This is a genomic window from Hydrogenophaga sp. (assembly GCF_011772445.1).
In the GTDB taxonomy this organism is placed as follows: Bacteria; Pseudomonadota; Gammaproteobacteria; order Burkholderiales; family Burkholderiaceae_C; genus Hydrogenophaga.
The window spans coordinates 178,980-204,947 of record NZ_WVZN01000005.1 but is presented as its reverse complement, the minus strand read 5'-3'; the positions used below and the strand labels follow the sequence as shown (position 1 = coordinate 204,947).

Annotated in this window: 27 protein-coding genes and 1 pseudogene; 12 read left to right on the top strand and 16 right to left on the bottom strand. The window is 69.2% G+C overall.

The features are described 5' to 3' along the window. Positions 1-4: 4 nt before the first annotated feature. The gene (locus GTO19_RS02510; RefSeq protein WP_291018111.1) at positions 5-1,081 is read left to right on the top strand and encodes an NADP-dependent oxidoreductase; all 1,077 of its coding nucleotides are present in this window, start codon (positions 5-7) and stop codon (positions 1,079-1,081) included. Positions 1,082-1,104: 23 nt separating this feature from the next. Here the strand turns inward: GTO19_RS02510 and GTO19_RS02505 are convergent, their stop codons facing one another. The 16 genes and pseudogenes from GTO19_RS02505 to GTO19_RS02430 all read right to left on the bottom strand — a co-directional run bounded on the left by GTO19_RS02505 (position 1,105) and on the right by GTO19_RS02430 (position 16,057). Then, positions 1,105-2,118, bottom strand: a complete 1,014-nt coding sequence (locus tag GTO19_RS02505; RefSeq protein WP_291018108.1) for a TRAP transporter substrate-binding protein — start codon at positions 2,116-2,118, stop codon at positions 1,105-1,107. Positions 2,119-2,140: 22 nt separating this feature from the next. After that, positions 2,141-3,229 (bottom strand): aromatic ring-hydroxylating dioxygenase subunit alpha, encoded by a 1,089-nt coding sequence (locus tag GTO19_RS02500; protein ID WP_291018106.1) that lies wholly within the window; start codon positions 3,227-3,229, stop codon positions 2,141-2,143. A gap of 88 nt (positions 3,230-3,317) precedes the next feature. After that, on the bottom strand, positions 3,318-3,773 hold the full coding sequence (locus GTO19_RS02495; RefSeq protein ID WP_291018103.1) for a hypothetical protein: 456 nt from the start codon (positions 3,771-3,773) through the stop codon (positions 3,318-3,320). A 36-nt stretch (positions 3,774-3,809) separates the two neighbouring features. Continuing rightward, the gene (locus GTO19_RS02490) at positions 3,810-4,625 is read right to left on the bottom strand and encodes a LuxR family transcriptional regulator (protein WP_291018101.1); all 816 of its coding nucleotides are present in this window, start codon (positions 4,623-4,625) and stop codon (positions 3,810-3,812) included. Between the two features lie 41 nt (positions 4,626-4,666). Next, positions 4,667-5,674 (bottom strand): 2-dehydropantoate 2-reductase, encoded by a 1,008-nt coding sequence (locus GTO19_RS02485; RefSeq protein WP_291018098.1) that lies wholly within the window; start codon positions 5,672-5,674, stop codon positions 4,667-4,669. Further along, entirely contained in the window at positions 5,671-6,465 is a 795-nt protein-coding gene (locus GTO19_RS02480; RefSeq protein ID WP_291018095.1) for a class II aldolase/adducin family protein, read from the bottom strand. The genes GTO19_RS02485 and GTO19_RS02480 overlap by 4 nt, the downstream gene beginning before the upstream one ends. Positions 6,466-6,499: 34 nt before the next feature. Further along, on the bottom strand, positions 6,500-7,327 hold the full coding sequence (locus GTO19_RS02475; protein WP_291018092.1) for an HpcH/HpaI aldolase/citrate lyase family protein: 828 nt from the start codon (positions 7,325-7,327) through the stop codon (positions 6,500-6,502). Positions 7,328-7,338: 11 nt separating this feature from the next. After that, positions 7,339-8,163 (bottom strand): 2-oxo-hept-4-ene-1,7-dioate hydratase, encoded by an 825-nt coding sequence (hpaH, locus tag GTO19_RS02470; protein ID WP_291018088.1) that lies wholly within the window; start codon positions 8,161-8,163, stop codon positions 7,339-7,341. Positions 8,164-8,165: 2 nt separating this feature from the next. After that, complete coding sequence (locus GTO19_RS02465; RefSeq protein ID WP_291018085.1) at positions 8,166-8,621, bottom strand: 5-carboxymethyl-2-hydroxymuconate isomerase; 456 nt, start codon at positions 8,619-8,621, stop codon at positions 8,166-8,168. A gap of 5 nt (positions 8,622-8,626) precedes the next feature. Next, a complete protein-coding gene (gene hpaD, locus GTO19_RS02460; protein ID WP_291018083.1) occupies positions 8,627-9,553 on the bottom strand; it encodes a 3,4-dihydroxyphenylacetate 2,3-dioxygenase in 927 nt (308 codons plus the stop codon). Between the two features lie 358 nt (positions 9,554-9,911). Continuing rightward, positions 9,912-11,381 carry a 5-carboxymethyl-2-hydroxymuconate semialdehyde dehydrogenase gene (hpaE, locus tag GTO19_RS02455; RefSeq protein ID WP_291018081.1) on the bottom strand — a complete coding sequence of 490 codons (1,470 nt, stop codon included), beginning with the start codon at positions 11,379-11,381 and terminating at the stop codon, positions 9,912-9,914. Continuing rightward, positions 11,378-12,151, bottom strand: coding sequence for a fumarylacetoacetate hydrolase family protein (locus tag GTO19_RS02450; RefSeq protein WP_291018079.1), 774 nt, complete (start codon positions 12,149-12,151; stop codon positions 11,378-11,380). Before GTO19_RS02450 ends, hpaE begins: the two co-directional genes overlap by 4 nt. Further along, the gene (locus GTO19_RS02445; protein WP_291018077.1) at positions 12,148-12,804 is read right to left on the bottom strand and encodes a fumarylacetoacetate hydrolase family protein; all 657 of its coding nucleotides are present in this window, start codon (positions 12,802-12,804) and stop codon (positions 12,148-12,150) included. Before GTO19_RS02445 ends, GTO19_RS02450 begins: the two co-directional genes overlap by 4 nt. Next, on the bottom strand, positions 12,801-13,286 hold the full coding sequence (hpaR, locus tag GTO19_RS02440; RefSeq protein WP_291018074.1) for a homoprotocatechuate degradation operon regulator HpaR: 486 nt from the start codon (positions 13,284-13,286) through the stop codon (positions 12,801-12,803). The genes GTO19_RS02445 and hpaR overlap by 4 nt, the downstream gene beginning before the upstream one ends. Before the next feature lie 104 nt (positions 13,287-13,390). Continuing rightward, positions 13,391-14,193 (bottom strand): annotated as a pseudogene (locus GTO19_RS02435) (Bug family tripartite tricarboxylate transporter substrate binding protein). Positions 14,194-14,401: 208 nt separating this feature from the next. Then, a complete protein-coding gene (locus GTO19_RS02430; RefSeq protein ID WP_291018071.1) occupies positions 14,402-16,057 on the bottom strand; it encodes an FAD-dependent oxidoreductase in 1,656 nt (551 codons plus the stop codon). 72 nt (positions 16,058-16,129) lie between these two features. Here GTO19_RS02430 and GTO19_RS02425 point away from each other — a divergent pair, with 72 nt between their 5' ends. From GTO19_RS02425 to GTO19_RS02375, 11 genes are all read left to right on the top strand, one after another. Next, positions 16,130-17,047, top strand: coding sequence for a LysR family transcriptional regulator (locus GTO19_RS02425; protein WP_291018068.1), 918 nt, complete (start codon positions 16,130-16,132; stop codon positions 17,045-17,047). Positions 17,048-17,097: 50 nt separating this feature from the next. After that, the gene (locus tag GTO19_RS02420) at positions 17,098-18,144 is read left to right on the top strand and encodes a nitronate monooxygenase family protein (protein WP_291018066.1); all 1,047 of its coding nucleotides are present in this window, start codon (positions 17,098-17,100) and stop codon (positions 18,142-18,144) included. A 10-nt stretch (positions 18,145-18,154) separates the two neighbouring features. Further along, positions 18,155-19,534 (top strand): DNA repair protein RadA, encoded by a 1,380-nt coding sequence (gene radA, locus GTO19_RS02415; protein WP_291018063.1) that lies wholly within the window; start codon positions 18,155-18,157, stop codon positions 19,532-19,534. 1 nt (position 19,535) lies between these two features. Beyond that, positions 19,536-19,946, top strand: coding sequence for a glycerate kinase (locus GTO19_RS02410; RefSeq protein ID WP_291018060.1), 411 nt, complete (start codon positions 19,536-19,538; stop codon positions 19,944-19,946). 62 nt (positions 19,947-20,008) lie between these two features. Further along, complete coding sequence (locus tag GTO19_RS02405; protein WP_291018057.1) at positions 20,009-20,947, top strand: branched-chain amino acid transaminase; 939 nt, start codon at positions 20,009-20,011, stop codon at positions 20,945-20,947. 10 nt (positions 20,948-20,957) lie between these two features. Beyond that, positions 20,958-21,164, top strand: coding sequence for a zinc-finger domain-containing protein (locus GTO19_RS02400; RefSeq protein WP_291018054.1), 207 nt, complete (start codon positions 20,958-20,960; stop codon positions 21,162-21,164). A gap of 54 nt (positions 21,165-21,218) precedes the next feature. Beyond that, entirely contained in the window at positions 21,219-22,283 is a 1,065-nt protein-coding gene (gene rfbB, locus GTO19_RS02395) for a dTDP-glucose 4,6-dehydratase (protein WP_291018051.1), read from the top strand. Beyond that, on the top strand, positions 22,280-23,182 hold the full coding sequence (gene rfbD / locus GTO19_RS02390) for a dTDP-4-dehydrorhamnose reductase (RefSeq protein WP_291018049.1): 903 nt from the start codon (positions 22,280-22,282) through the stop codon (positions 23,180-23,182). Before rfbB ends, rfbD begins: the two co-directional genes overlap by 4 nt. Continuing rightward, positions 23,179-24,084 carry a glucose-1-phosphate thymidylyltransferase RfbA gene (gene rfbA / locus GTO19_RS02385; protein WP_291018046.1) on the top strand — a complete coding sequence of 302 codons (906 nt, stop codon included), beginning with the start codon at positions 23,179-23,181 and terminating at the stop codon, positions 24,082-24,084. Before rfbD ends, rfbA begins: the two co-directional genes overlap by 4 nt. After that, positions 24,081-24,653 carry a dTDP-4-dehydrorhamnose 3,5-epimerase gene (gene rfbC / locus GTO19_RS02380; protein ID WP_291018043.1) on the top strand — a complete coding sequence of 191 codons (573 nt, stop codon included), beginning with the start codon at positions 24,081-24,083 and terminating at the stop codon, positions 24,651-24,653. Before rfbA ends, rfbC begins: the two co-directional genes overlap by 4 nt. Then, a complete protein-coding gene (locus GTO19_RS02375) occupies positions 24,650-25,948 on the top strand; it encodes a nucleotide sugar dehydrogenase (RefSeq protein ID WP_291018040.1) in 1,299 nt (432 codons plus the stop codon). Before rfbC ends, GTO19_RS02375 begins: the two co-directional genes overlap by 4 nt. Positions 25,949-25,968: the final 20 nt, after the last annotated feature.

The window sequence follows — 25,968 nt, the reverse complement described above, 5'->3', positions numbered from 1 at the left end:
CACCATGAACGCAAGCCCTTCTCCCGTCCAGGTCCCCGGACAGAACCGACGCATCGCGCTCGCCGCCCGGCCCGAGGGCGCGCCGCGCCTGTCGGACTTTCGCATCGAGACCGGGCCCGTGCCCGAGCCCGCGCAGGGCCAGGTGCTGCTGCGCACCCTGGCGCTGTCGCTCGACCCCTACATGCGCAACCTGATGGACCCGGTGGGCCCGGGTTACGCGCCACCCGTGGCCCTGGGCGAGACCATGGTGGGCGGCACGGTCAGCCGCGTGGTGGCGTCGCGCCACCCTGAGTGGCGGACCGGCGAGCTGGTCCTCGCTCGCGCGGGCTGGCAGGACTTTGCGCTGTCGGACGGCAGCGAGTTGCTGCCGCTCGATGAGAGCGCGGCGCGGCCCCTGGCGCCTTCGCTCTCGCTCGGCGCGCTGGGCATGCCGGGTTTCACCGCGCACGTGGGCCTGCTCGACATCGCCCAGCCGCGCCCTGGCGAGACCGTGGTGGTGGCCGCGGCCACGGGTGCCGTGGGGGCCATGGTGGGTCAGTTGGCGCGCCTGCACGGCGCGCGCGCCGTGGGCATTGCGGGGGGTGCCGACAAATGCCGGCACGCCGTGGACGTCCTGGGCTTCGACGCCTGCGTCGACCGTCACGCCGCCGACTTCGCGCAGCAACTCGCGCGGGCCTGTGCCCAAGGCATCGACGTGTACTTCGAGAACGTGGGCGGCGCCGTGCTCGACGCCGTGCTGCCCCTGCTCAACCCCGGCGCGCGGGTGCCGGTGTGCGGCTTCATCGCCCACTACAACGGGGCCACCGGCGACGCGCCGTCACCGGACCAGCGGCCCGCGCTGCTGGCCACCGTGCTGCAAAAGCGCGTTCGCATGCAGGGTTTCATCGTGCTCGACCACTACGGCGAGCGCCTCGAACACCTGCGGGGCTTTCGCGAGCGCATGCACCGCTGGATCGAGGACGGTCAGGTGCATGCGCAGGAGCACGTGGTGGACGGGCTGCTGCAAGCACCGCAGGGGCTGATCGACCTGCTGGCGGGGCGGCACCTGGGCAAGACGGTGGTGCGCGTGGCCGAGGCCTGAACCCCGGCCCGCGCGCCAGGGGCTCACTTCAGCTTCTGCGTCTCCGCGCGGAACTCCGCCAGCACCGCACGCGCGTTCTTGAGGCCACGGCCTTCGGCGGCCGCCACCCACTTGTCCTCCAGCTGCGCCTGCTTGGCTTTCACCTCGTTCACGAAGGCCTCGTTGGCCATCTGTCGCTGCACGCCAGTGGTCTTCTGGATGTCGCGCGAGGCGGCGTCGGTGCGGTCCCAGCCGGCGGCGAACAGGCGCGCGGCGTACTCGCCCGAGACCTTGTCGATGGCCGCGCGTTCCTCTGGCTTGAGGCTGTCGTACCTGGCCTTGTTCATCATGAAGACGAAGCTGGTGTTGTAGAGCCCGCCCGGAAAGGTGGTGGCGTACTTCACCATGCCCAGGCGCATGGACTGCAGGGACTCGTCGGGGAAGAAGGTGCCGTCCATCACGCCGGTGGACAGCAGCTCGAAGGAGTCGGTGGCGGGCTTGAGGGTGGTGTTCCAGCCCATGAGCTTGGACAGCTCGTTGATGTTGCCGCCGCCGATGCGGAACTTGAGCTTGGCCGCGTCGGCCGCGCTGGCCACCGGCTGCTTCACCGTGAAGATGATGCCGGGGCCGTGCGTGAACACGGCCAGCGTCTTCACGCCGCGGTGTTCGCCCAGCGGCGCGAAGTACTTGTCGTAGATGCGCTGGTAGGCCACGCTGGTGGCGGTGGAGGAGTCACCGAGGAAGGGGAACTCGGCCACCTGCGTGAAGATGAAGCGCCCGGGCGTGTAGCCGTCCACCGTGTAGGACACGTCGGCCAGACCGTCGCGCACGGCGTCGAAGGTGCCGGGCGGCGCGGACACGGCCTTGGGCAGCAGGTTGCACTTGACGCTGCCTTTGGTTTCTTTCTCTACCGCTTCACACCACTGGTTCTGCGCCATGGTGGCGCCGTGCGCGGGCGGCAGCCAGGTGGAGACGTTGAGCACGGTCTGGGCACTGGCGGTGCCGCTGGCGGCCAACAGCGCGAGCAGCGCGATGGGCTTGAGGGTGTGGCGGGTCATGGACTTGTCTCCGTGGTGCTTGTCAGGCCATCGTGGCCGGCTGGGTGGGGGAAAGGGTCTGCGCCTGCTGCTCCGCGCGCACGCGCGCCTCGAGCAGGCGGCGGAACTGGATCAGCGCCGCGTCCATGGCCAGCGGCAGCATGGGCAACGTGGGGTTGCGCTGAATGTTGCGGTGCTGCGCGGTGATCATGTCGCGGTCTTCGTTGAAGGCGCCGATCAGGCTGTCGTAGATGCTCTGCGTCACCGTCTCGTCGCCCTCGCCCGTGGGGTGCGACTGTTGAAAGAAGTAATGCGTGGTGGTGGCGGTCTCGGGCGTGAGCGTCTGGCAGGAATGCAGGCGCACCGACGGGCCGGGCGCGTCGGGCGCGCTGCCGGTGAGCCGCCCACCCGAGTGCATGAGCAGCGTGCCGGGCAACAGGAATTCGTAGACGAACCAGCGGTCCAGGTTCGTGTCGAAGCGGCGGAAGCGCTGGTAGAAGGGCGGCGGCGGCACGTCGTTCACGTGGCGCGAGACCTTGATGCCGATCTGCGGCCACTCGGCGTTAGGGCCGGGCACGGGCTCGATGGCGGGGCGTGCCTGCGCGATGCGCGTGGAGCCGCCGAGCGACTTCTCGTGCACGTAGCTCAGGTGCGAGAAGTCCAGCAGGTTGTCACAGATCAGCAGGTAGGGCGTGTCGTAGTGCAGGTAGCCGGGCTTGTTCTGCCAGTCCGGTGAATCGCAGCTGAAGTTGTCGGGCAGCAGCGCGTCGTCGGCGAGCGCGGGGTCGCCCATCCACACGAAGACCCACTTGTTTCTTTCCACCAGCGGGTAGCGCTTCACCTTGGCCTTGGCCGGAATGATCTCGATGCCCGGGGCTTCGACGCACTGGCCGCGGTGGTCGAACTTCAGGCCGTGGTAGCCGCAGCGCACGCAATCGCCCTCGCGCCGGCCCACCGACAGCGGCGCGTGCCGGTGGCAGCAGCGGTCTTCCAGGGCGATCAGTTCGCCGATCTGCGTGCGGTAGACCAGCACCGGCTCGCCGAGCACGGTGCGCGTGAACAGGGTCGGCGAATCGGCCGCCGGGATCTCGTGGTCCCAGGCGATGACGTACCAGCAGTTGCGCAGCCACATGGGGTGTCTCCTCCTCGTGGGGATGGAGAGGGCATGCTAGGTGGCGGGTGGGGGTGGCTTGTCCCCTTCGAAGGGGATGGAAGGGGACTTAGTAAGGCGGGCACGGGACGACCGATTCAGGGCAGCACTTGGCGGCCTCGGAATAGAACGCCTTGATTTCAGGCAGAACCGCATGGAGCTCCGCGACGAGATCGGCGTCGCAGCGGATCGGCCGCTTGAAGTAGAAGCCATAGACACCCCACCGACCAGCACTCGGTGAACAAATCTCGTGCGCTTCGCCAGTTCCCGACTGCCACACGATGCCCGCACGAGAACCGTTCGGTGCCACCACGAATGCATCCCCCCAACTGGCAGGCTGATCCCCTTGGACCTCGGTAATCAGACCAAAGACGAAGTCGTCCAGTCGAGACTGCGGAAGCAAAGGAAACCCATGGTAGGCAGGGGCATCCGGCGGTGCCGCGATGAAGGGCGGCAACTCCGGATCCATTGACTTCGCTTCGGGATCCATCCGCACGACCTGGCCGCGATCCATCGAATTCGTCAAGTAACTCTCTCCGTCGAACTGAGGAAGGGCAACACACTATGCCAGCCAGCGCGCCAGCCGCAGCCGATCTGCCGGCAACCCCGCCTCCGCCAGCTTGGCGTACGCCCGCTTCCTTAACGTCACCACCGTCGACGGCGCGATGTCAAGCTCCGCAGCGATGCCGTCCGCGCTGAGCCCGTGCGCGATTCGCGCCACCACCTCGGCCTCGCGCGGCGAGAGCGTCGGCACCAACCGCGCGAGGCGCTGGCGCGATTGCGCGATCTGCGCCTCGCGGTCCACGGCCACGCACTCCGCGTTCAGCGCCGCCTGGTGCGCCTGCCGCAGCAGCGGCGCCAGGCCGAGCAGACGATCGATCTCGTCCGCGCGGAACAGGCCCTGGCGTTCGTCGCGGTAAAGGTGGATGGCCTGCACCGCGCCCGGCGTGGGCGCGTGCAGCAGCGTGAAGCGCTCGGTCAGGCGCTCGCGCTTGTAGATGTCGTTGCGCCAGCCCGCCACGGGCAACTCGTCGGCGCGGCAGTGCAGCACCGCCACCTCGCGCGAGGGCCGCCGCGCCACGCGGTCGGCCAGGCGCATCACCGAGTCGGCGCGCCAGTAGCTGCGGCGGTAGATGGCGAAGCACTCGGCGACCACGTCGCGGCCGTGCGCGTGGCGTGAGCTGCCTTCGACGAGTTCGGGTGTGTCGCGCCGGAAGTTGACGAGCGAGAGGTACTCCACGGGCACCACCGCGTCGATGGCGCTGAGCAAGCGCGCCGCGCTGGGCGGTGCGCTCGCGCAGTCGAGCAGGGCCGAGACGGCGGCGGGGCTAAGGGCCTGGCCGGGCGCGGGGGCATCGAGGGACCAGATGGCGGGCATGCGCCCATTCTGGAAACAGGCCCGCCCGGCGCGCCAGCGGACTAACCCTGCTCGGGGTACAGGCCGAGGGTTCGGGCGCGCAAGCGGGCCAGACCCAGCAAGGCCTCGGTGAAGGGCGTGGGCACCTGCGTGAGGCGGCCCAGCTCGGCCACCACGGCGACCAGCGCGTCCAGCTCCACCGGGCGGCCGGCCTCCACGTCCTGCAGCATGGAGGTCTTGAAGGCGCCGAGCTTGAGCGTGACGGCGTGGCGGTCTTCGGGTTGTTGGTCGATGGGGATGCCCAGCTTGGCGCCGATGGCCTTGGCCTCCAGCATCACCGCGCTGATGAAGTTGCGCACCTGCGGGTCGCCGAGGATGCGGTCGGTGGTGGCGCCGGTGATGGCGCTCACGGGGTTGACCGTCATGTTGCCCCAGAGCTTGTACCAGACGTCCTTCTGGATCTGCGGCGACAGCTTGCCCTCGATGCCGGCCGCGGTGAGCGCGTCAACGACGGCCTGCGCGCGCGGGCTCTGTTCGCCCGACGGCTCACCCACGATGAGGCCGTTGCCGAAGTGGTGGCGCACCACGCCGGGCGCGTCGAGCGCGCAACTGGCGTGCACCACGCCGCCCAGCACGTGGCGGCCGGGCACGGCGCGCGCCATGGCGCCCCCCGGGTCCACCACGGGCAGGGCCGTGCCTTGCAGCGCGCCGCCGAAGCCTTCGAAGAACCACCAGGGCACGCCGTTCATGGCCGTGAGCACGGCGGTGTGGCGGCCGATCAATGGCCCGATGGCGGGCGCGATGCCGGGCAGCGCGGGGGCCTTCACGGCGAGGATCACGAGGTCGTGCGGACCGAGTTCGTGGGCCTGATCGGACGCGCGCACCGGCGCCTGCAGCAGCTCGCCGCCCTGGTGCAGGCGCAGGCCGTTCGCGCGCAGCGCGGCCAGCGTCTCGCCACGCGCAAGCGCGCTCACCTCGCGGCCCGAGCGCGCCAGGCGCGTGCCGAGCCAACCGCCGATGGCGCCGGCGCCGACGATGGCGACGCTGCGGATCTCGGTGGGCGCGCTCATGCCCGATAGCTCGAATCGATGCGGTCGACCTGGCGCACCAAGGCGTCGAACACGTCGCGGCCGGCGCCGTGGTTCGGACTGAACTGCAAGGCGTCGCGCGTGCACTTGGCGGCGATGTCTTCGGGCACGGGGATCACGGCCTGCGGTCCGCCCATGCTGAAGGTGGCGAGCTGGATCTCGCAGGCACGCTGCAGGGTCCACAGGATGGCGAAGGTCTGCGGCAGCGTGGCGCCCCAGGCCAGCAGGCCGTGGTTGCGCAGGATCACGGCCGGCTTGTCGCCGATGCTTTGGAGCAGGCGCGGGCCCTCGTCGGCGTGGATGGTGATGCCCTCGAAGTCGTGGTACGCCACCATGCCGTGCAGTTGCGCGGTGTAGAAGTTGGTCTGCTGCAGGCCGTCTTTCAGGCAAGCCACGGAGACGCCGGCCGTGGTGTGCGTGTGCATCACGCAGTGCGCGCCTTGCAAGCCGTCGTGGATGGCGGCGTGCACCGTGAAGCCTGCGGGGTTGACGCGGTGCGTGGAGCCGTCGAGCACCTGGCCCTGCAGATCGATCTTCACCAGGTTGCTGGCCGTGACCTCGCTGTAGTGCAGGCCGAAGGGGTTGATGAGGAAGTGTTTCTCGCCTCCGGTCACGCTGTCGGGCAGGCGCAGGGTGATGTGGTTGTAGATCATCTCCGTCCAGCCGAGCATGGCGAAGACGCGGTAGCAGGCGGCGAGCTCCAGGCGCGCGGCCCATTCGTCGGCGTGCATGCCGGGCGGCAGCACGGTGCTGGTTTGCAGGGCGGCGTTCATGGCGTGTCTCCTCGGGTCTCGGGTGGGTCGTGGATCAGTAGGTGTTCGGGCCCTGTTCGATCGGGCCCTTGAATCGGGTGAGCAGTTGCGTGGCGCCGGCGGCCAGCAGCATGCTGTCCGCGCCCACGGCGACGAACAGCGCACCGGCGTCCAGCCACTGGCGCGCGCCGGCCTCGGTGGTGGCCAGGATGCCCGGGGCCTTGCCCGCCGCGCGGATGCGGCGCATGCCGTCGGCGATGGCGGCCTGCACCTCGGGGTGGCCGGCGTTGCCGCGGTGGCCCATGCTGGCGCTGAGGTCGGCGGGGCCGATGAACACGCCGTCGACACCCGGCGTGGCGGCGATGGCGTCGAGGTGTTTCATGGCGGTGACGGTCTCGGCCTGCACCAGCACGCAGACCTGTTCGTCGGCCTCATGCACGTAGCGCGCGTGCGCCTGCCAGCGCGAGGCGCGCGCCAGCGCGCTGCCCATGCCACGCACGCCCACGGGCGCGTAGCGCGTGGCGGCCACCACCTGGGCGGCCTGTTCGGCCGTGTCGATCATGGGCACCAGCAGGGTCTGGGCGCCGATGTCCAGGTACTGCTTGATGAGCGCGGTGCCCACGTCACCGGTGCCCACGGGCACGCGCACCACGGGGTGGGAGCGCGCATCGCCGAAGCCCTGCTGCGCGCTGGCCACGGCCTGCAGTTGCGCCAGCGTGCTGCGCACGTCGTTGGGCGCGTGCTCGCCGTCGATGAGCAGCCAGTCGTAGCCGATGCCGGCGATCAGTTCGGTGCTGTAGGCGCTGGCCAGTGCGGCCCACAGGCCAATCTGCGCGCGGCCTTCGGCCAGGGCCTGCTTGAAGACGTTGGTGGGGATCTGCATGTCGAACGGCGTCAAACGAAACGGAAGCGCAGCACGCCGAGCGGGCCGTAGTCGGCCTCGAAGCGGTCGTCGGCCTTGGCGGGCACCGGGCGCGTGAACGAGCCCGCGAGCACGATCTGCCCGGGCTGCAAGGTTTCGCCCCAGGGGGCGAGCTTTTCCGACAACCAGGCGATGCCGATGGCCGGGTGGCCCTGCACGCCAGCGGCCAGACCGGTCTCCTCCACCACGCCGTTGAGCTTGAGCGCGGCGCCGCACCAGGGCAAGTCGGTGGTGAGCGGGTTGGCGCGGTAGCGGGCGTCGCCCTCGCCGATGACGATGGCGGCGTTGGCGGCGTTGTCGCTGATGGTGTCGAAGACCTTGCGCGGCTTCTTGCTGTCGCGGTCGAACTGTTCGATGCGGGCGTCGATGATTTCGATGGCGGGCGTCACGTAGTCGGTGGCGGCCAGCACCTGTTCCACCGTGACCGGGCCGCTGAGCGCCTGCTTGAGCACGAAGGCCAGTTCCACCTCCACGCGTGGCGAGAGGAAGCGGTTCACCGGGATCTCGAGTTCTTCGCCCGCCTTGGCCACCAGCTTCATGGAGCCCAGCAGGGTGCCGAAGTCGGGCTCGTCGATCTGGCTGGAGATCTGCATGGCGCGGCTGGTGAGACCGATCTTGTGGCCGATGACCGGGTCACCGCGGCCACGCTGCAGCGCCACCCAGGCGCGCCCCACGCGGTAGCCGTCGTCGATGGTCATGGACGGGAAGCGCTGAGAGAAGTGACGCAGCGGCACGCGCTGGCGCGCGGATTCATCGAGTTCGGTGGCGAGCTGTTGAAGGGTGGCGTCGTCGAGCATGGTCAGGTCGATCGCAGGGGCGTGAACAGGGGATGGAGGGAGCTGATCTTGGCGTCGAAGACCTCGGGGCCTTCGTCCACCTGCACGGTGATGCCGATGGGCCGGCGCGCCAGTTGCTCGGCGAAGTGCTGGCGCGCCACGGCCTCCAGCGCGCCGCCGGAACGCTTCTGCACCGCCGCACTGCGCCCGCGGCCCATGCGCAGGTTGAGGTAGACGAAGGCGTAGTCGCGGCCCATGCCAGCGGCTTCGCCCGCGTCGCCGCCGTCGGCGATGGCCCAGTGCGCGGCGGGAAAGGCCAGCACACGCGTGCCGCCGGTGGGGAACACCTGGCGCCCGCCTTCGTCGTGGATGGTGAGCATGGCGTCGGCGAGCGATCGGCACAGCGCACGCATGTCGGTGCCGCCCTCGGCGTCGGGCCGGTCGAGGTTGCCGCTGTAGAGGATGACGAGGTGGGGCATGGCGTTCAGAGCCGCGAGACGGCCTGGAAGCCCTGGGCCGAGGAGGCCTGCGGCTGCGGGATGGCCTTGCCCGTGACCGGCGTGACCGGGAAGACGATGTTGATCTGGCCCGTGCCCGAGGCGCCGAAGTACGGCGTGATGACTTCGCCGTGGCCGTCGTACTCGCTCCAGCCGAGCGCCCCGAGCATCATGGCCGTGTCGTGCATGAAGCCTTCGCCGTGGCCCTTGACGGCGTACTCGGGCAGCATCTCGCAGAAGGCCTTCCACTCACCGCTTTGCCACATGCGCACCACCTCGTGGTCCATGGTTTCCAGGAAGGGGCTCCAGAGCTTGAAGGCGTATTCGGGCGCCAGGCCGTTCTGCGCGAAGCGGTGGCTGAGCGAGCCGCTGGCAAGGATGGCGACGGTGCCGTCGTATTCGTCCTCGATGGCGCGGCGCAGGGCCCAGCCCAGGCGGGCGCTGTCGTTGAGGTAGTGGGCCATGCACAGGGCCGAGACCGACACGGCCTTGAAGTGCTGGTCGGGGTTCATGTAGCGCATGGGCACCAGGGTGCCGTACTCGGGCGCGAGGGTGGTGCCGTCGTGCGCGAGGGTGTCCACCTTCCACTCGTTCGCCACCTTGGCCAGCAGCTTGCCCAGTTCGGGGTTGCCGGGGATGGCGTAGGGCATGTTGGCGATGAAGTGCGGCAGTTCGTTGCTGGTGTAGTTGCCTTGCCAGTGTTTGGCGCAGTTGATGTGGTAGCTGGCGTTGACCAGCCAGTGGGTGTCGAAGACGATGAAGGTGTCGACGCCCATGTCTCTGCAACGCTGGCCTATTTCCTTGAGGCCGTCGATGGCGTCCTGGCGGGTGCCTTTGCGGGGGCCCTCATCGATCTCGCTGAGGACGATGGAGGGGACGTGGGTGATCTTGGCTACCAGTGCTAGCTTGCCCATGGTTGGTCTCCTGTTCCAGGTGTGGTGGCTTGGTTTGCCACCGATTGCTCGGCTGCCTTGGTGGGGGGCAGCGCCAATGGGTGCCCGCCTCCGCGAATGTCCCCCGCCAAGGGCTGCGCCCTTGGCTCCTCCTTTATTTCGCTGCGGCGGGCACCCATCGTCACTGCTGGGCTGCGAACGAGGTCAACCATCCGTTGGCGCGCCGCGCTCGTCTGTTGATCGAAGTGACAGGGCGCTCTGTGTAGCGAAATAAAGGAGGAGGGTCGGGCGCAGCCCGATCCGGGGGACATTCGCGGAACAGAGCGCCCTGGCGCTTCGATCCTGCCGACCCAGATGAGCGAAGCGCCCCGAAAACCCATCACACCCCCCAATGAGGAATGTGGTGCGCCCCCAAAGACACCGCCACGTTCTTGGGTTCGAGAAAGACTTCGTAGCTCCAGGTGCCGCCCTCGCGCCCGGTACCCGAAGCCTTGGTTCCCCCAAAGGGTTGCCGCAAATCGCGAACGTTCTGAGAATTGACGAAGCACATGCCCGCTTCGATGGAAGCCGCCACACGATGCGCCTTGCCCAGGTTCTCCGTCCACACATAGCTGGAGAGACCGTACTGGATGTCGTTGGCCAGCTCGATGGCGTGCGCCTCGTCCTTGAACGGGATCAGGCAGGCCACCGGGCCAAAGATCTCGTCCTGCGCGATCTTCATGCGGTTGTCCACGTCGGCGAAGACCGTGGGCCACACAAAGTTGCCCTTGGCCACGCGCGCCGACAGCTCGGGCGCGTAGCTCGGGCGGTCCAGGCCGCCGCAGAGCATCGTGGCGCCCTCCTTCGGGCCGAGTTCGATGTAGCTCTTCACCTTGGCCAGGTGGGCCTGGCTGATCATCGGGCCGATGATGGTCTTGTCGTCCTGCGGGTCGCCCACCACGATCTTCTTCGCGCGTTCGGCGAACTTCTGCGCGAAGTCGGCGTAGATGCTCTGCTGCACCAGGATGCGGCTGCCCGCGGTGCAGCGCTCGCCGTTGTTGCTGAAGATCATGAAAACGGCCGCGTCGAGCGCGCGGTCCAGGTCGGCGTCCTCGAAGATCACGAAGGGGCTCTTGCCGCCCAGTTCCATGCTGAACTTCTTCAGGCCCGCGCTCTGCACGATGCGGTTGCCGGTGGCGGTGGAGCCGGTGAAGCTGATGGCGCGCACGTCGGGGTGGCTGCACAGGGGCTCGCCCGCCTCACGGCCGTAGCCGTGCACGATGTTGAGCACGCCCGGCGGCACGCCGGCCTCGAGCGCCAGCTCGCCCAGGCGCGCGGCCGTCAAGGGGCTCAGCTCGCTCATCTTCAGCACGGCCGTGTTGCCGAAAGCCAGGCAGGGCGCGGTCTTCCAGGTGGCCGTCATGAAGGGCACGTTCCAGGGGCTGATGAGCGCGCACACGCCCACCGGATGGAACAGGGTGTAGTTCAGGTGCGTGGGCGTGGGGTAGGTGTGGCCGTCCACGCGCGTGCACATCTCGGCGAAGTAGCTGAAGTTGTCGGCCGCGCGCGGCACCAGCTGCTTGCCCGTCTGGGAAATCGTCTGGCCGGTGTCGTCGGTCTCGGTGCGCGAGAGCTCGGGCACGTGCTTCGTGATGAGTTCGCCCAGCTTGCGCATGATGGCCGCGCGCTCGGTGGCGGGGCGGCCGGCCCAGGCGGGAAAGGCGTCCTTGGCGGCCTGCACGGCGGCGTTGACCTCGGCCTCGCCGCCAGCGGCGACCTCGGCCAGCGTGGCCTGCGTGGCGGGGTTGGTGGTCTCGAAGGTGGCGGCGCTGCCGACGGCCTTGCCGTTGATGAGGTGCTGGATGGTCATGTGGTGGCGGGTGCGGTGATGGTGTTGTGCAGTTCGCCGATGCCCTCGATGGACGTGACGATCACGTCGCCGGGCTGGCAGTCGACCACGCCGTCGGGCGTGCCGGTGAGGATCAGGTCCCCGGCCTGCAGGGTCATGAAGGAAGTGAAGTACTCGATGAGCGTGGGCACGTCGAACACCATGTCGCGGGTGTTGCCGCTCTGGGTGACCTTGCCGTTCACCGTGGTCTGCAGGGCCAGGTTCGCGGGGTCGGGCAGGTCTTGCGCGTCCACCAGCCAGGGGCCGATGGGCGTGCAGGTGTCGCGGTTCTTCACGCGCAGGTTGGGGCGGTACCAGTTCTCCAGGTAGTCGCGGATCGCGTAGTCGTTGGCCACGGTGTAGCCGGCGATGAAGTCCCGGGCGTCGCCGCGTTTCACGTGTTTCGCGGTGCGGCCGATGACCACGGCGAGCTCGCACTCGTAGTGCATGAACTTCACGTCGGCCGGTCGCACGGTGAAGGCGCGGTGGCCGATGAGCGAGGCCTCGCCCTTGGCGAACGCCAGGGGTTCGGTGGGTGGCTTGAAGGCCAGTTCCTTGGCGTGGTCGGCGTAGTTCAGTCCCAGGGCCAGCACGGTGCGCGGGCGCGGCACGGGCGCCAGCGGGGGCAGCCAGACGACCTCGTCGAAGCCGACGCGGCGGCCTTTGAAGGCGGGCGTGAGCAGCTCGAGTTGGCCGTCGCGCTCGACGGCGTCGTGGACCGCGCCGGCCCAGGCGATGCGGGCTCGTTTCATCGCGGTTCCTCCTCGGTCACGAAGCGCTGCATGACGGGCTTGAAGCCCGGCGCACTGATCTCCACCGCATCACCGGCCACCACGCGCGGGCGGGTGCCGTCGGCCAGCACCTCGCTGCCGATCAGCAGCACGTCGCCGGCGCGCAAGGTCATGAATTCGCCCACGTCCTTCAGCAGCGTGGGGATGTCGCGCACCAGGTCCTTGAGCGTGGTGCTCTGCTTGTGCACGCCGTGGATGCGCAGCTCCAGTTCGAGCGCGGCCAGGCCGTCGATGCCACCGAGCGCGTTGAGCGGCGTGGGTTCCTGCGGCAGGCCCAGGAAGCCGTCGCGGTTGCGGAACTTCATGGGTGGGCGGTAGTAGCTGTCGTGCGCCAGGCTCACGTCGTTGACCAGCAGCGCGTGCGTGGGCGCGCCGTGCTCGCCGATCAGCAGGCCCAGGCTGGCCGAGACCTCAACCGTCTCACCCGCGGGCAGGGCCACGCTGGCGCCGTGCGGCGCGAAGGTGTTGGCCGTCTTCACGTACAGCACGGGCGCCTTGGGCGCGCCGCCATAGGGCTTGTCGTCCATGCGCGGCTGCCAGCGCGCGACTTCGCCGCGGAAGTTCAGCAGCGTGCCGTATACGGTGCCCGGCGGCACCCATCCAGGACCGCTCATGCAGCCTCCTCATTCATGTCGTTGTCGTCCACATCACCTTCGAGGGCGATCACCTCGTCGAGCAGGGCATACAGCTGCGCGAGCCGCGCCTTGCTCAGTCGCTCCTCCAGCCAGGCGTAGTGCGCCTGGATGGTGGCGGACAGCTTGCGCACGAGCTTGAGCCCGGCGGGGGTGGCGCGCACCACGGTGCGACGTGCGTCCTGGCTGCAGCGCTCGCGCGAGATCAGGCCGTCGCGCTCCATGCGCGCGAGCACGCCGGTGAGGCTGGGCCCGAGCAGAAAGGCCTCGCGCGCGATGCGCCCGGTCTCGATGCCGGCCGGGTCGCGCGCGTGTTCGCCCAGCACACGCAGCACGCGCCATTGCTGGTCGCTCAGGCCGTGCTCGCGCAGGCTGGGCCGCGTGTGCTGCATCACCGACTCCCGCGCCTGCAGCAACAGGCGCGGAAGGTTGCGGTGGGTGAAGGTCTTGTCGGTGCTGTCCATGGCGGCGTCGATTTATTTAACATGTTAAATGAAATCGACCGATCCGCCTACCCCGGAACGTTCTGGGGTTTTCCCCGAGCCAGGGGCCCGTTCGTCGCGGGACCTCAGTCGATGGTGGTGCCCGAAGCGCGCACCACCTTGCCCCAGCGCTCGGTCTCGCTGCGCTGGTAAGCGCCGAGCTGCGCCGGGCTCATGGGCGCGCTCACTGGCTCGAAGCCATCGCCCTCCAGGCGCGCGCGCAGCGCGGGCTCCTTCATCACCTTGGCCAGGGCCTCGGCGTACCGGTTGATGAGTTCGGGCGGCGTGCCGGCCGGGGCCACCACGCTCTGCCAGGCCACGGCCTCGAAGTCCTTGGTGCCGGCCTGGCCCGATTCGGCGATGGTGGGCACCTCGGCCACGGCGGGCTGGCGCTTGGCGGAGGTGACGGCGATGGCGCGCAGCTTGCCCGTCTTGACGTGGCCCAGCGCGGGCGGGATGTCGCTGAACATGAGGTCGATCTGGCCACCCAGCAGGTCGGTGATGGCGGGGCCGCTGCCACGGTAGGGCACGTGCTTGAGATTGGCGCCGGTGGCGGCCTTGAACATTTCGGCACCCAGGTGGTGCGGGCTGCCGTTGCCGGCCGAGCCGTAGACCAGGCCGCCGGGGCGCGACTTCGACAGCGCCACCAGTTCGGCGATGGTCTTCACCGGCAGCGAGGGGTTCACCACACGAGCAGCGGCACCGCGCCGATCATGCCGATGGGCGCGAAGTCCTTCGCCGGGTCGTAGGCGAGCTGCTTGTAGAGCCAGGGGTTGATGGCCAGCGTGGTGCTGGTGGCCACCAGGAGGGTGTTGCCGTCGGCGGCCGCGCGCGCCACGTGGGCCGCGCCCACGCCGCTGCCGGCGCCGGGCTTGTTCTCCACGATCATGGTGCGGCCGAGCAGCGGCGACATGTGCTGCGCGAGCAGGCGGCCGAGCAGGTCGGTGGTGCCGCCAGGCGCGTAGGGCACGACGATGGTGATGGGTTTGTCGGGCTGCGCGAAGGCAGCGGGCGAGGCGGTGGCGGCGCACAGCGCGGCAAGCTGAGTCAGGGCAAGGCGGCGGTTCATGGTGTGTCTCCTGTGGTGATGAATCGTGTCAGGCCGCGACTGCGGCGCCGCGGAGGCGGTCGATCAGCGCGAGCGGATCGGCCGGCGGTGCGTCGCCGCGCCAGGCCACGTGCTGGTCGGGGCGCGAGAGCAGCAGCGCGGGCGTGTAGAGCTCGCCGGCCTCGCGCGGGCTCAGGTCCAGCAAGCGCAGGGGCACGCCACGTTGGCGCGCCGCGTCTTCCAGCGGCCGCACGTCGACCGTGGGGTCGCGGCGCAGGAGGGTGTAGTCGGGGCCCAGCGCGTCGTAGAGCGAGCGGCCGTCGTCGAGCCAGACGTGCGGCGTGCGGCAGCCCGGCACGGTGGAGGGCGTGAAGCCGTCCATGGTGTAGCCGGGCGCGGCCTCGCCGTCGTAGGCGATCAGCGGCGAGTCGTCGTAGAAGTAGCCGAAGTTCAGGCCGCCGCAGCAGTACTGGCGCACGTTGAGTTCGTACAGCGCGACACCGGCCTTGGCGCGCGCGGCGGCGCCGGCCTCGCCCGCGTCCTCGATGCCGGCCGGCACCCCCTCGCGCTGGGCCTGCAAGGCCAGCGCGTGGTTCATGGCGAAGCGCGAGACCTGCTCGGTGATGGGCTGGCGTTCGCGCTCATAGGCCGTGAGCGCGGCCTCGGTGGCCCAGCCATTGAGGTGCGCGGCCAGCACCCACGACAGGTTCATCGCGTCGGCGATGCCCGCGTTCATGCCGTAACCAGCCATGGGGATCCACAGGTGCGAGGCGTCGCCGCAGATGAAGATGCGGCGGTCGCGGAAGCGGTCGGCCACGAGGCGGCGGCCGATCCAGTCTTCCTTGCTGATGATCTCGTACTGGAAGTCAGGCCCCACGCCCAGGATCTCGCGGATCGCCCAGTCGCGGTCGACGGATTCGAAGTCGGCCTCGTCGGCCTTGAGGTAGTTATGCAGCAGCCAGGTCTCGCGCCCGTCGATGGCGTAGACGTTGCCGCAGCGGCGCGGGTTGAGCGAGAAGGTGGCCCAGGCCGGGCCGTGTTTCGCCAGGCCCAGCAGGGACGGCGCGCGGAAGTAGGTGGACTGCACGCGGCCCACCTCGTCGGTGCCGGAGAGCTTGGCGCCGATCTGCTTGCGCACCATCGATCGGCCGCCGTCGCAGCCGATGAGGTAGTCGGCCTCCAGGTGCAGCGCCTCGCCGCTGTCCAGGTTCACGCCACGGGCGTGAACGCCGCTCTCGTCTTGCGACACCTCGTTGATGCGCGTGCGGTTGAGGATGCGCAGGCCCTTCTGGCGTTCGGCGTGCGCGAACAGCACGGGCTCCAGGTAGATCTGGTTGATGCGGTGTGGCGGCTCGGGCGTGGGCCACCAGGTGTCGGGGCCGCCGGTGGCGGTGTAGCGGCTCTGGCGCGCGGGAATGGGAATGCGCGAGAGCTCGTCGCCGGTGAAGCTGGTGCGGTAGGCGACGTCGTTCGGGTAGTCGGCGGGCAGGCCGGCCTCGCGCAGCGCGCCGGCCACGCCCAGGCGGCGGAAGATCTCCATCGAGCGCGCCGACACGTGATTGCACTTGACGTTGGGCGGCTCGCCGCGGTGGCGCGTCTCGGCCACCAGCACGTCGATGCCGCGCTGGGCGAGGTCCATGGCGAGCGTCAGGCCCACGGGCCCGGCACCCACGATCAGCACCTGCGCGCGCAGGGTCTGGGTCATGCTTGTCTCCGTTGAATCGATGGGAACCCACAATTACAGGCCCTCACGCACCGCGTGAAAAATGAAACTTCCATGGCGATTCATAAAAATCCCGCCCACCTGGGCAGCCTGCCCTCGGTGCGCCAGTTGCGCGCCTTCGTGGCGGTGTACGACAGCGGCCAGCTCTCGGCCGCGGCCGAGGCCCTGTCGCTGACACAGCCGGCCGTGACCGTGCTGCTGCGCGAACTGGAGGCGCGCCTGGGCGTGCGCCTGTTCGACCGCAGCACGCGCAGCCTGCGCCGCACCGAAGCAGCGGCCGAGGCCATCGGCCACGCGCGTCGCGCGCTGGCCGAGATGCAGGCCTTGAGCGGCGGCATGGCCTCGCTGGCGCGCGGCGAACGCGGGCGGCTGCGCATCGCGGCCACGTCCACGGTGGCGCAGACCCTGCTGCCGGCGGCCGTGCGCCGCTACCTCGACCGCTACCCTGCCATCGAGCTGCAGATCGACGACTGCGCGCCCGGCGAGTTCGCCGAGCGCGTGCTCGCGGGCCACGTGGACCTGGGGCTGGGCACGCTCGAAGGTCCGGTGCCCGGGCTGTCGCAGCGCGTGGTGCTGCGCGACCACCTGGCGGCGGTGGCGCCCGCCGGGCCGCGGTTCGCGGCGGACAAGCCGCTGACCTGGAAGCAGCTCGCCGCCTGGCCCGTGATCACGGTGCGGCCGGGCTACGGCGTGCGCCGGCGCATCGACGCGGCGGCGCGCGAAGCGGGTGCCGAACTGCGCGTCGCGCACGAGGTCTCGCTGCTCACCACGGCGGTGGCCCTGGCCGCGGCCGGCCTGGGCGTGGCGGTGGTACCGGGCAGCGTGTTCGCACCCGCCCTGCACCCCGAGCTGGTGGCGCGGCGCCTGATGCGCCCGGCGGTGGAGCGCGACACGGCCGTGGTGTTCAAGAGCGATCGATCGCTGTCACCCGCCGCGCGGGCCTTCGCCGATCTGATGGAGAGCGGCGCCTGAGCCGCGCCGGGTCGGCACAAGGGGCATTGCCGCCTGCCTACACTCGCGCCATGAACCGACTGAGCGAACTGCTGGGCACGCGCTGGCCCCTGATCCAGGCGCCGATGGCGGGCGTGCAGGGCGCGGCCCTGGCGCTGGCGGCGGGTGAGGCGGGCGCCCTGGGCTCCCTGCCCTGCGCCATGCTGGCGCCCGACGCAATGCAGCGCGAGCTCACGCTGCTGGCCGCCGGCGGTCGCCCGTACAACGTCAACTTCTTCTGCCACACGCCGCCCGAACCCGACGCCGCGCGCGAGGCCGCCTGGCGCGCGGCGCTGGCGCCCTACTACGCCGAGATCGGCATCGACCCGGCCAGCATCCCCGCCGGCCCGGGCCGCCTGCCCTTCAGCGCGGCGGCGGCGGATGCGCTGGAGCCCTTCAAGCCTCGCGTGGTGAGCTTTCACTTCGGCCTGCCCGCGCCCGATCTCCTGGCGCGCGTGAAGGCCTGGGGCGCGAAGGTGCTGAGCTCGGCCACCACGGTGGACGAAGCGATCTGGCTGGAAGCCAACGGCGCGGACGCGGTGATCGCGCAAGGCCTGGAGGCCGGCGGCCATCGGGGCCACTTCCTGAGCCACGACCTGTCGCGCCAGACCGGCACCTTCGCGCTGCTGCCGCAGGTGAAGGCCGCCGTGCGCGTGCCGGTGATCGCGGCCGGCGGCATCGCCGACGCGGCGGGCGTGCGCGCCGCCATGGCCCTGGGCGCCGACGGCGTGCAGGTGGGCACCGCCTACCTGTGCAGCCCCGAGGCCACCACCAGCGCCCTGCACCGCGCCGTGCTGCAGAGCGAGGCCGCGCGCCACACGCAGCTCACCACCCTGTTCACCGGCCGGCCCGCGCGCGGCGTGCCCAACCGCGTGATGCGCGAACTGGGGCCGCTGAACCCGGTGGCGCCCGAGTTTCCGCTGGCCACCTCGGCCATCGCGCCGCTGCGCGCGCACTGGGAGAAACAGGGCAAGGGCGATTTCACGCCGCTGTGGTCGGGCCAGAACGCCAGCGGCTGCCGCGCGGCGGGCGCGGGCGAGATCACGCGCGGGCTGATCGAGGGGTTCGGCCCGATATAGTCCCGGCCTCATGGCCAAGGACAAGACGATCTACACCTGCGGCGAGTGCGGGGGCACCAGCCCGCGCTGGCTGGGCAAGTGCCCGCACTGCAACGCCTGGAACACGCTGGTGGAGGGCGTGGCCGAAGGCGGCGGCGCGCCGTCGAAGAACCGCTTCGCGGCGCTGGCCAAGACCAGCGAGGTGATGCCGCTCTCGCGCATCGAGGCGAAGGACGTGCAGCGCACGCCCACCGGCCACGAGGAACTGGACCGGGTGCTGGGGGGTGGCATCGTCGAGGGCGGCGTGGTGCTGATCGGCGGTGACCCGGGCATCGGCAAATCCACCCTGCTGCTGCAGGCGCTGGACAGCCTGCAGCGCGCGGGGTTTCCCTCGCTTTACGTGACAGGCGAGGAAAGCGGCGCCCAGGTGGCGCTGCGCGCGCGCCGCCTCGGCATCGACGGCTCCGAGGTTCAGGTGCTGGCCGAAATCCAGCTCGAGAAGATCCTGGCCACGCTGGACGCCGAGAAGCCCGCGATCGCGGTGATCGACTCGATCCAGACCGTCTATTCGGAACAGCTCACCAGCGCCCCGGGCTCGGTGGCGCAGGTGCGCGAGTGCGCGGCGCATCTCACGCGCGCGGCCAAGGCCTCGGGCACGGCCATCGTGCTCGTCGGCCACGTCACCAAGGAAGGCGCACTGGCCGGCCCGCGCGTGCTGGAACACATGGTCGACACGGTGCTCTATTTCGAGGGCGACACGCACAGCAGCTTTCGGCTCATCCGCGCGATCAAGAACCGCTTCGGCGCGGTCAACGAGATCGGCGTCTTCGCCATGACCGAGAAGGGCTTGAAGGGCGTGAGCAACCCGAGCGCGATCTTCCTGTCGCAACACGCCCAGCCGGTGCCGGGCAGTTGCGTGATGGTGACGCTGGAGGGCACGCGCCCGCTGCTGGTGGAGCTGCAGGCCCTGGTGGACAGCGGCGGGCCCAGCCCGCGCCGGCTGAGCGTGGGCCTGGAGCGCGACCGGCTGGCCATGCTGCTGGCCGTGCTGCACCGCCACGCGGGCGTGGCCTGCCTGGACCAGGACGTGTTCGTCAACGCAGTGGGGGGCGTGCGCATCAGCGAGCCCGCGGCCGACCTGGGGGTGATGCTCGCCATCACCAGCAGCCTGCGCGGCAAGCCGCTGCCCAAGGGTTTTCTGGCCTTCGGCGAGGTGGGCCTGGCCGGCGAGGTTCGGCCCGCGCCGCGCGGCCAGGAGCGCCTGAAAGAAGCGGCGAAGCTGGGCTTTTCCGTGGCGGTGGTGCCCAAGGCCAACCTGCCGAAGAAGAACGACAAGGCCTTCGACGGCCTGAGCGTGCACGGGGTCGAGCGCATCGAAGAGGCGCTGGAGCTGGTGCGCAGACTGGACTGACATGAACATGCGACGCGTCGCGGCGGCCGTCATCGGCGCCGCCCTTCTCTTCTGGGGCTACCGGCAGTTCGGCTGGCCCGGCGTGGCGGCCGTGGCCGGCGGCCTCGTGCTGTGGATGCTGCTGCACTTCACCCGGCTGATGACGGTCATGCAGCGCGCGGCGCGGCGACCGATCGGCCACGTCGACAGCGCCGTGATGCTGAACGCGCGCCTGCACGCCGGCATGCCGCTGGTGAGCGTGATCGGCCTGACCCGGGCCCTGGGCGAGCTCTTGTCGCCCGAGGGCGAACAGCCCGAGGTCTACCGCTGGACCGACCCGGGCGGCAGCAGCGTGCAGGCCCGTTTCGCCGGCGGCAAGCTCAAGGACTGGGGCCTGAAGCGTCCCGAAGCGGACGCCCCGGCCGAGCATTGAGGGCGGGCGCCGCCGTAAAATCGCCGGTTGACCCGAATACCCCCACACCCTCAAGGAAAACCATGAGCGCCCCCGTTCCCTCGATGTCCGACCGCGACGGCAAGATCTGGATGGATGGCCAGCTGGTGGACTGGCGCGACGCCAGGATCCACGTGCTGACCCACACCCTGCACTACGGCTGCGGGGCCTTCGAGGGCGTGCGGGCCTACGACACGGTCAACGGCACGGCCATCTTCCGCCTGCAGGAACACACCGAGCGCCTGTTCAACAGCGCCAAGATCCTGCGCATGAAGATCCCCTTCACCGTCGAGCAGGTGAACGAGGCGCAGAAAGAGGTGATCCGCGCCAACGGCCTCAAGAGCGGCTACATCCGCCCGCTCACCTGGATCGGCGACAAGAAGCTGGGCGTGAGCCCCAAGGGCAACACCATCCACCTGAGCGTGGCCGCCTGGGCCTGGGGCGCCTACCTGGGCGACGAAGGCATGAAGCGCGGCATCCGCGTCAAGACCAGCAGCTACACCCGCCACCACGTCAACATCACCATGACGCAGGCCAAGGCGGTGAGCAACTACACCAACAGCATCCTGGCCAACACCGAGGCCACCGACGAGGGCTACGACGAAGCCCTGCTGCTCGACTCCAGCGGCTTCGTGAGCGAAGGCGCTGGCGAGAACATCTTCGTCATCAAGGGCGGCGTGATCTACACGCCCGACCTCTCGGCCGGCGCGCTCAACGGCATCACGCGCAACACGGTGTTCCACATCGCCAAGGACCTGGGTCTGGACATCGTCCAGAAGCGCATCACGCGCGACGAGGTCTACATCGCCGACGAGGCCTTCTTCACCGGCACCGCCGCCGAAGTGACGCCCATTCGCGAGCTGGACCGCATCGAGCTGGGCAGCGGCTCCCGCGGGCCGATCACCGAGAAGATCCAGACGGCCTTCTTCGACATCGTGAACGGGCGCAACGCCAAGTACGCCCACTGGCTGACCAAGGTCTGAGGAGCGCAGCATGAGCAAGGCAGTCGTCGAACTCAAGGCCAGGGACCTGAATACGCACGGCGGGGTGTTCTGCCCCAGCCCGCTGGCCGACATGAAGCTGTGGAACAGCCACCCGAAGGTGTACCTGGACGTGGCGTCCACGGGTGAAGCGATGTGCCCGTACTGTGGAACGGTGTACAAGCTCGCCGCTGGCGAGCAGGTGGCGCACGGGCATTGAACAGGCGTGAAGTCGGGCGTTGAAGACCCGGCACCGCACAGGGAGACGACTCGAATGATCCTGGTCACCGGCGGCGCCGGCTTCATCGGCAGCAACTTTGTGCTGGACTGGCTCGCGCAAAGCAACGAGTCAGTGCTCAACCTCGACAAGCTCACCTACGCAGGCAACCTGGGCAACTTGCGGGGCCTGGAAGGCGATGCGCGCCATGTGTTCGTGCGTGGCGATATCGGCGACGCGGCCCTGGTGGCGCGCCTGCTGGCCGAACACCGGCCGCGAGCGGTGATCAACTTCGCGGCAGAGAGCCACGTGGACCGATCCATCCACGGCGCCGAAGACTTCATCCAGACCAATGTGATGGGCACCTTCCGCTTGTTGGAAGCGGTACGCGCCCACTGGTTGAGGCTGCCGGAGACCGAGCGGACCGCCTTCCGCTTCCTGCACGTGAGCACCGACGAGGTGTACGGCAGCCTGGCGCCCGAGGCGCCCGCGTTCACCGAGCAGCACGCCTACGAACCCAACAGCCCCTACAGCGCCAGCAAGGCGGCCAGCGACCACCTGGTCCGCGCCTGGCACCACACGCACGGGCTGCCGGTGCTCACCACCAACTGCAGCAACAACTACGGGCCGTTTCATTTCCCCGAAAAACTCATCCCGCTGATGATCGTCAATGCCCTGGCAGGCAAACCCCTGCCCGTGTATGGCGATGGCTTGCAGGTGCGCGACTGGCTCTACGTCGGCGACCATTGCAGCGCCATTCGCCGCGTGCTGGAGGCCGGCCGCGTGGGCGAGACCTACAACGTGGGTGGGTGGAACGAGCAGCCCAACATCGCCATCGTGAAGACCATCTGCGCGCTGCTCGATGAACTGCGCCCGCGTGCGGACGGCCAGTCCTACGCGGAGCAGATCACGCACGTGAAGGACCGTCCGGGGCACGACCGGCGCTACGCCATCGACGCGCGCAAGATCGAAGCCGAGTTGGGTTGGCGTCCGATCGAAACCTTCGACAGCGGCATCCGCAAGACGGTGCAATGGTTCCTGGACCACACCGACTGGGTGGCTGAAGTGCAAAGCGGTGCGTACCGCGAGTGGGTACAGGTGCAATACCAGGGGGCCGCTTGAAAATCCTGCTGCTGGGCGCCAACGGTCAAGTGGGCTGGGAACTGCGCCGCAGCTTGGCGCCGCTGGGCGAGGTGCTGGCCTTCGACCGCGACCCGAACGATGCGGGCGCGGTGGACCTGGCCCGGGTGGACAGCCTGGGCCCACTGGTGGAGCGCGTGGCGCCCGACGCGATCGTGAATGCGGCCGCCTACACGGCGGTGGACAAGGCCGAGTCTGAGCCCGCGTTGGCGCACACCATCAACGCCGAGGCCCCTGGCGCACTGGCCCGCGCCGCCGCCGCGCGCGGCGCACTGCTGCTGCACTACTCCACCGACTATGTGTTCGACGGCAGCGGCGACAGCCCGCGCGACGAGGACGCCGCCACCGCGCCGCTCAGTGTGTATGGCCGCACCAAGCTCGCGGGCGAGCAGGCCGTGCGCGAGAGCGGCGCGCGCCACCTGATCCTGCGCACGAGCTGGGTGTACGCGGCGCGCGGCGCCAACTTCCCGCGCACCATGCTGCGGCTGGCGCAGGAGCGCGAGCAACTGCGCGTGGTGGCCGACCAAGTGGGCGCGCCCACGGGCGCCGAACTGCTGGCCGACGTCAGCGCGCACGCCATTCGTGCGCTGGCCGCACAACCCATGCTGACTGGCACGTACCACGTGGCCGCGGCGGGTGAAACAAGCTGGCATGGCCTCGCGCGCTTCGTGATCGAACAGGGGCGTGAGCTGCGACCCGATCTGCCCTGGAAGGCGCAGGCCATCGAGCCCATTGCCACCACAGACTACCCCACGCCCGCGCGACGCCCATTGAACTCGCGCCTGGACACCTCGCGCCTGCGCGCGTCCTTCGGGCTGCGCCTGCCGGCCTGGGAAGCCGGCGTGCGGCGTATGCTCACGGAGTACCTGGGGACACCATGAGCAGCACGCAACGCAAGGGCATCATCCTCGCCGGTGGTTCGGGCACGCGCCTGCACCCGGTCACGCTGGCCATCAGCAAGCAGCTGCTGCCGGTGTACGACAAGCCGATGGTCTATTACCCGCTGAGCACGCTCATGCTCGCGGGCATCCGCGAGGTGCTGGTCATCAGCACGCCGCAGGACACGCCGCGCTTCCAGCAGTTGCTGGGCGATGGCAGTGCCTGGGGCATGAACCTGCAATACGCGGTGCAGCCCAGCCCGGATGGCCTGGCGCAGGCCTTCATCATCGGCGCGGACTTCGTGGGCGACAGCCCGAGCGCGCTGGTGCTGGGGGACAACATCTACTACGGACACGACTTTGCCAGCTTGCTGAGCGGAGCAGACGCGCAGGCCAATGGTGCGACCGTGTTCGCATACCACGTGACCGATCCCGAACGCTACGGCGTCGTCGATTTCGACGAGCGCGGCAAGGCCTTGAGCATCGAGGAGAAGCCGCTGCAGCCGCGCAGCAGCTACGCCGTCACCGGCCTGTACTTCTACGACGCACAGGTGGTCGACATCGCGCGCGGCATCCGGCCCAGCGCGCGCGGCGAGCTCGAGATCACCGCCGTGAACCAGGCCTACCTCGAACGCGGCCAACTCGACGTGAAGATCCTGCAGCGCGGCTATGCCTGGCTGGACACCGGCACGCACGACAGCTTGCTGGACGCGGGGCAGTTCATCGCCACGCTGGAACACCGGCAGGGGCTGAAGATCGCGTGTCCGGAGGAGATTGCCTGGCGCAATGGGTGGATCGATGCGGCGCAGGTGCAGCGGCTGGCGGAGCCGCTGAGCAAGAACGGGTATGGGCAGTATCTGATGCGGCTGCTGCAAGACCGCGTATTCGGAGGCCCGGCGGCATGAGCGGCCAGCTCAAGGTCATTCCCACCGACATTGCTGGTGTGCTCGTTCTCGAGCCCCAGGTGTTCGGCGACGCCCGCGGCTTCTTCTACGAGAGCTTCAACCAGCGCCTCTTCAACGAGGCCACTGGGCTGGACGTGCATTTCGTGCAGGACAACCACAGCCGAAGCGCCAGAGGTGTGCTGCGCGGCTTGCACCTCCAGCTACCGCCACATGCCCAGGGCAAGCTGGTGCGCGTCACAAGCGGCAGCGTGTTCGATGTGGCCGTCGATGTCCGCACCGCATCGCCGACCTATGGCCAATGGGTGGGCGTCGAGCTGAGCGAAGACAATCGGCGCCAGCTTTGGATTCCGCCGGGTCTTGCGCATGGCTTCCTGGTGACCAGCGAGAGCGCGGACTTCCTCTACAAGACCACCGACTACTACACCCCCGCGGCCGAGCGCAGCATCCGCTGGGACGATCCCGCCCTGGACATTGGCTGGCCACTGGACGGCTCACCGACCCTGTCGGCCAGGGATGCGGCAGCCCCCGGCCTGGCTCAGGCACAACATTCCTTCTCCCCATTTGCATGAACCTGGACAACAAGCTCATCGCCGTCATCGGACTGGGATACGTCGGCCTGCCGCTGGCGGTCGAATTCGGTCGCTCGCGCGCTGTGCTGGGCTTCGACATCAATGAGCACCGCGTGGCAGAACTGCGCGCCGGACGCGACCACACGCTCGAATGCAGCGAGGCGCAACTGCGCGATGCCCAGCATTTGCGCTACTGTGCCGACCCGGCGGAACTCGAACGGGCCGACATCTTCATCGTCACCGTACCCACGCCGGTGGACAAGGCCAATCGTCCCGACATGACGCCGTTGATTCGGGCCAGCGAAACCGTTGGCAAGGCGCTGCGTCGCGGCGGCCTGGTCATCTATGAATCCACCGTCTACCCTGGCTGCACGGAAGAGGTCTGTGTGCCGGTGCTGGAACGCCTGTCGGGACTGAAGTTCAACCAGGACTTCTTCTGTGGCTACAGCCCCGAGCGCATCAACCCGGGCGACAAGGTCAATACGCTGACCAAGATCCGCAAGATCACCAGCGGTTCCACGCCCGCTTCTGCCGCCGCCGTCGACGCACTCTATCGCTCCATCATCACCGCAGGCACCTTCCCCGCAACGAGCCTCAAAGTGGCCGAGGCCGCCAAGGTGATCGAGAACACCCAGCGCGACCTGAACATCGCCCTGATGAACGAGCTGGCGCTCATCTTCGAGCGCATGGGCATCGACACGCTCGAAGTGCTCGAGGCCGCGGGCACCAAGTGGAACTTCCTGCCTTTCAGGCCCGGACTGGTCGGCGGACACTGCATCGGCGTGGACCCGTACTACCTGACGCACAAGGCGGAAGAAGTGGGCTACAACCCGCAAGTCATCCTGGCGGGCCGACGCATCAATGACAACATGGCGCGCTACGCCGCGCGCAACGTCATCAAACGCATGCTGCGGAACGGCATCGACGTGCCGCGAAGCACCGTAGGCGTGATGGGCATCACCTTCAAGGAGAACTGCCCCGACATCCGCAACAGCAAGGTCGCGGATCTGGTACGCGAGCTCCAGGGCTGGAACGTCAACGTGGTCGTCACCGACCCTTGGGCAGATGCGCAGGAAGTCCGGGAGGAATATGGCATCGAATTGGGTGAGTTGAAGACAGATCAGCCCGTGGACAGCCTGATCGTGGCCGTGGGCCACCGCGAGTTCCGGGAGTTGAGCCCACCTCAACTGGCCCGACTGTGCCGCCCTGGCGGACAACCGGTGCTGGGCGACCTGAAGAGCTTGTATGACCGGCACGAAGCCGCGCGAGCCGGCTTCAGTGTCTTTCGCCTGTGACCCCCGCGCTGACCACACGC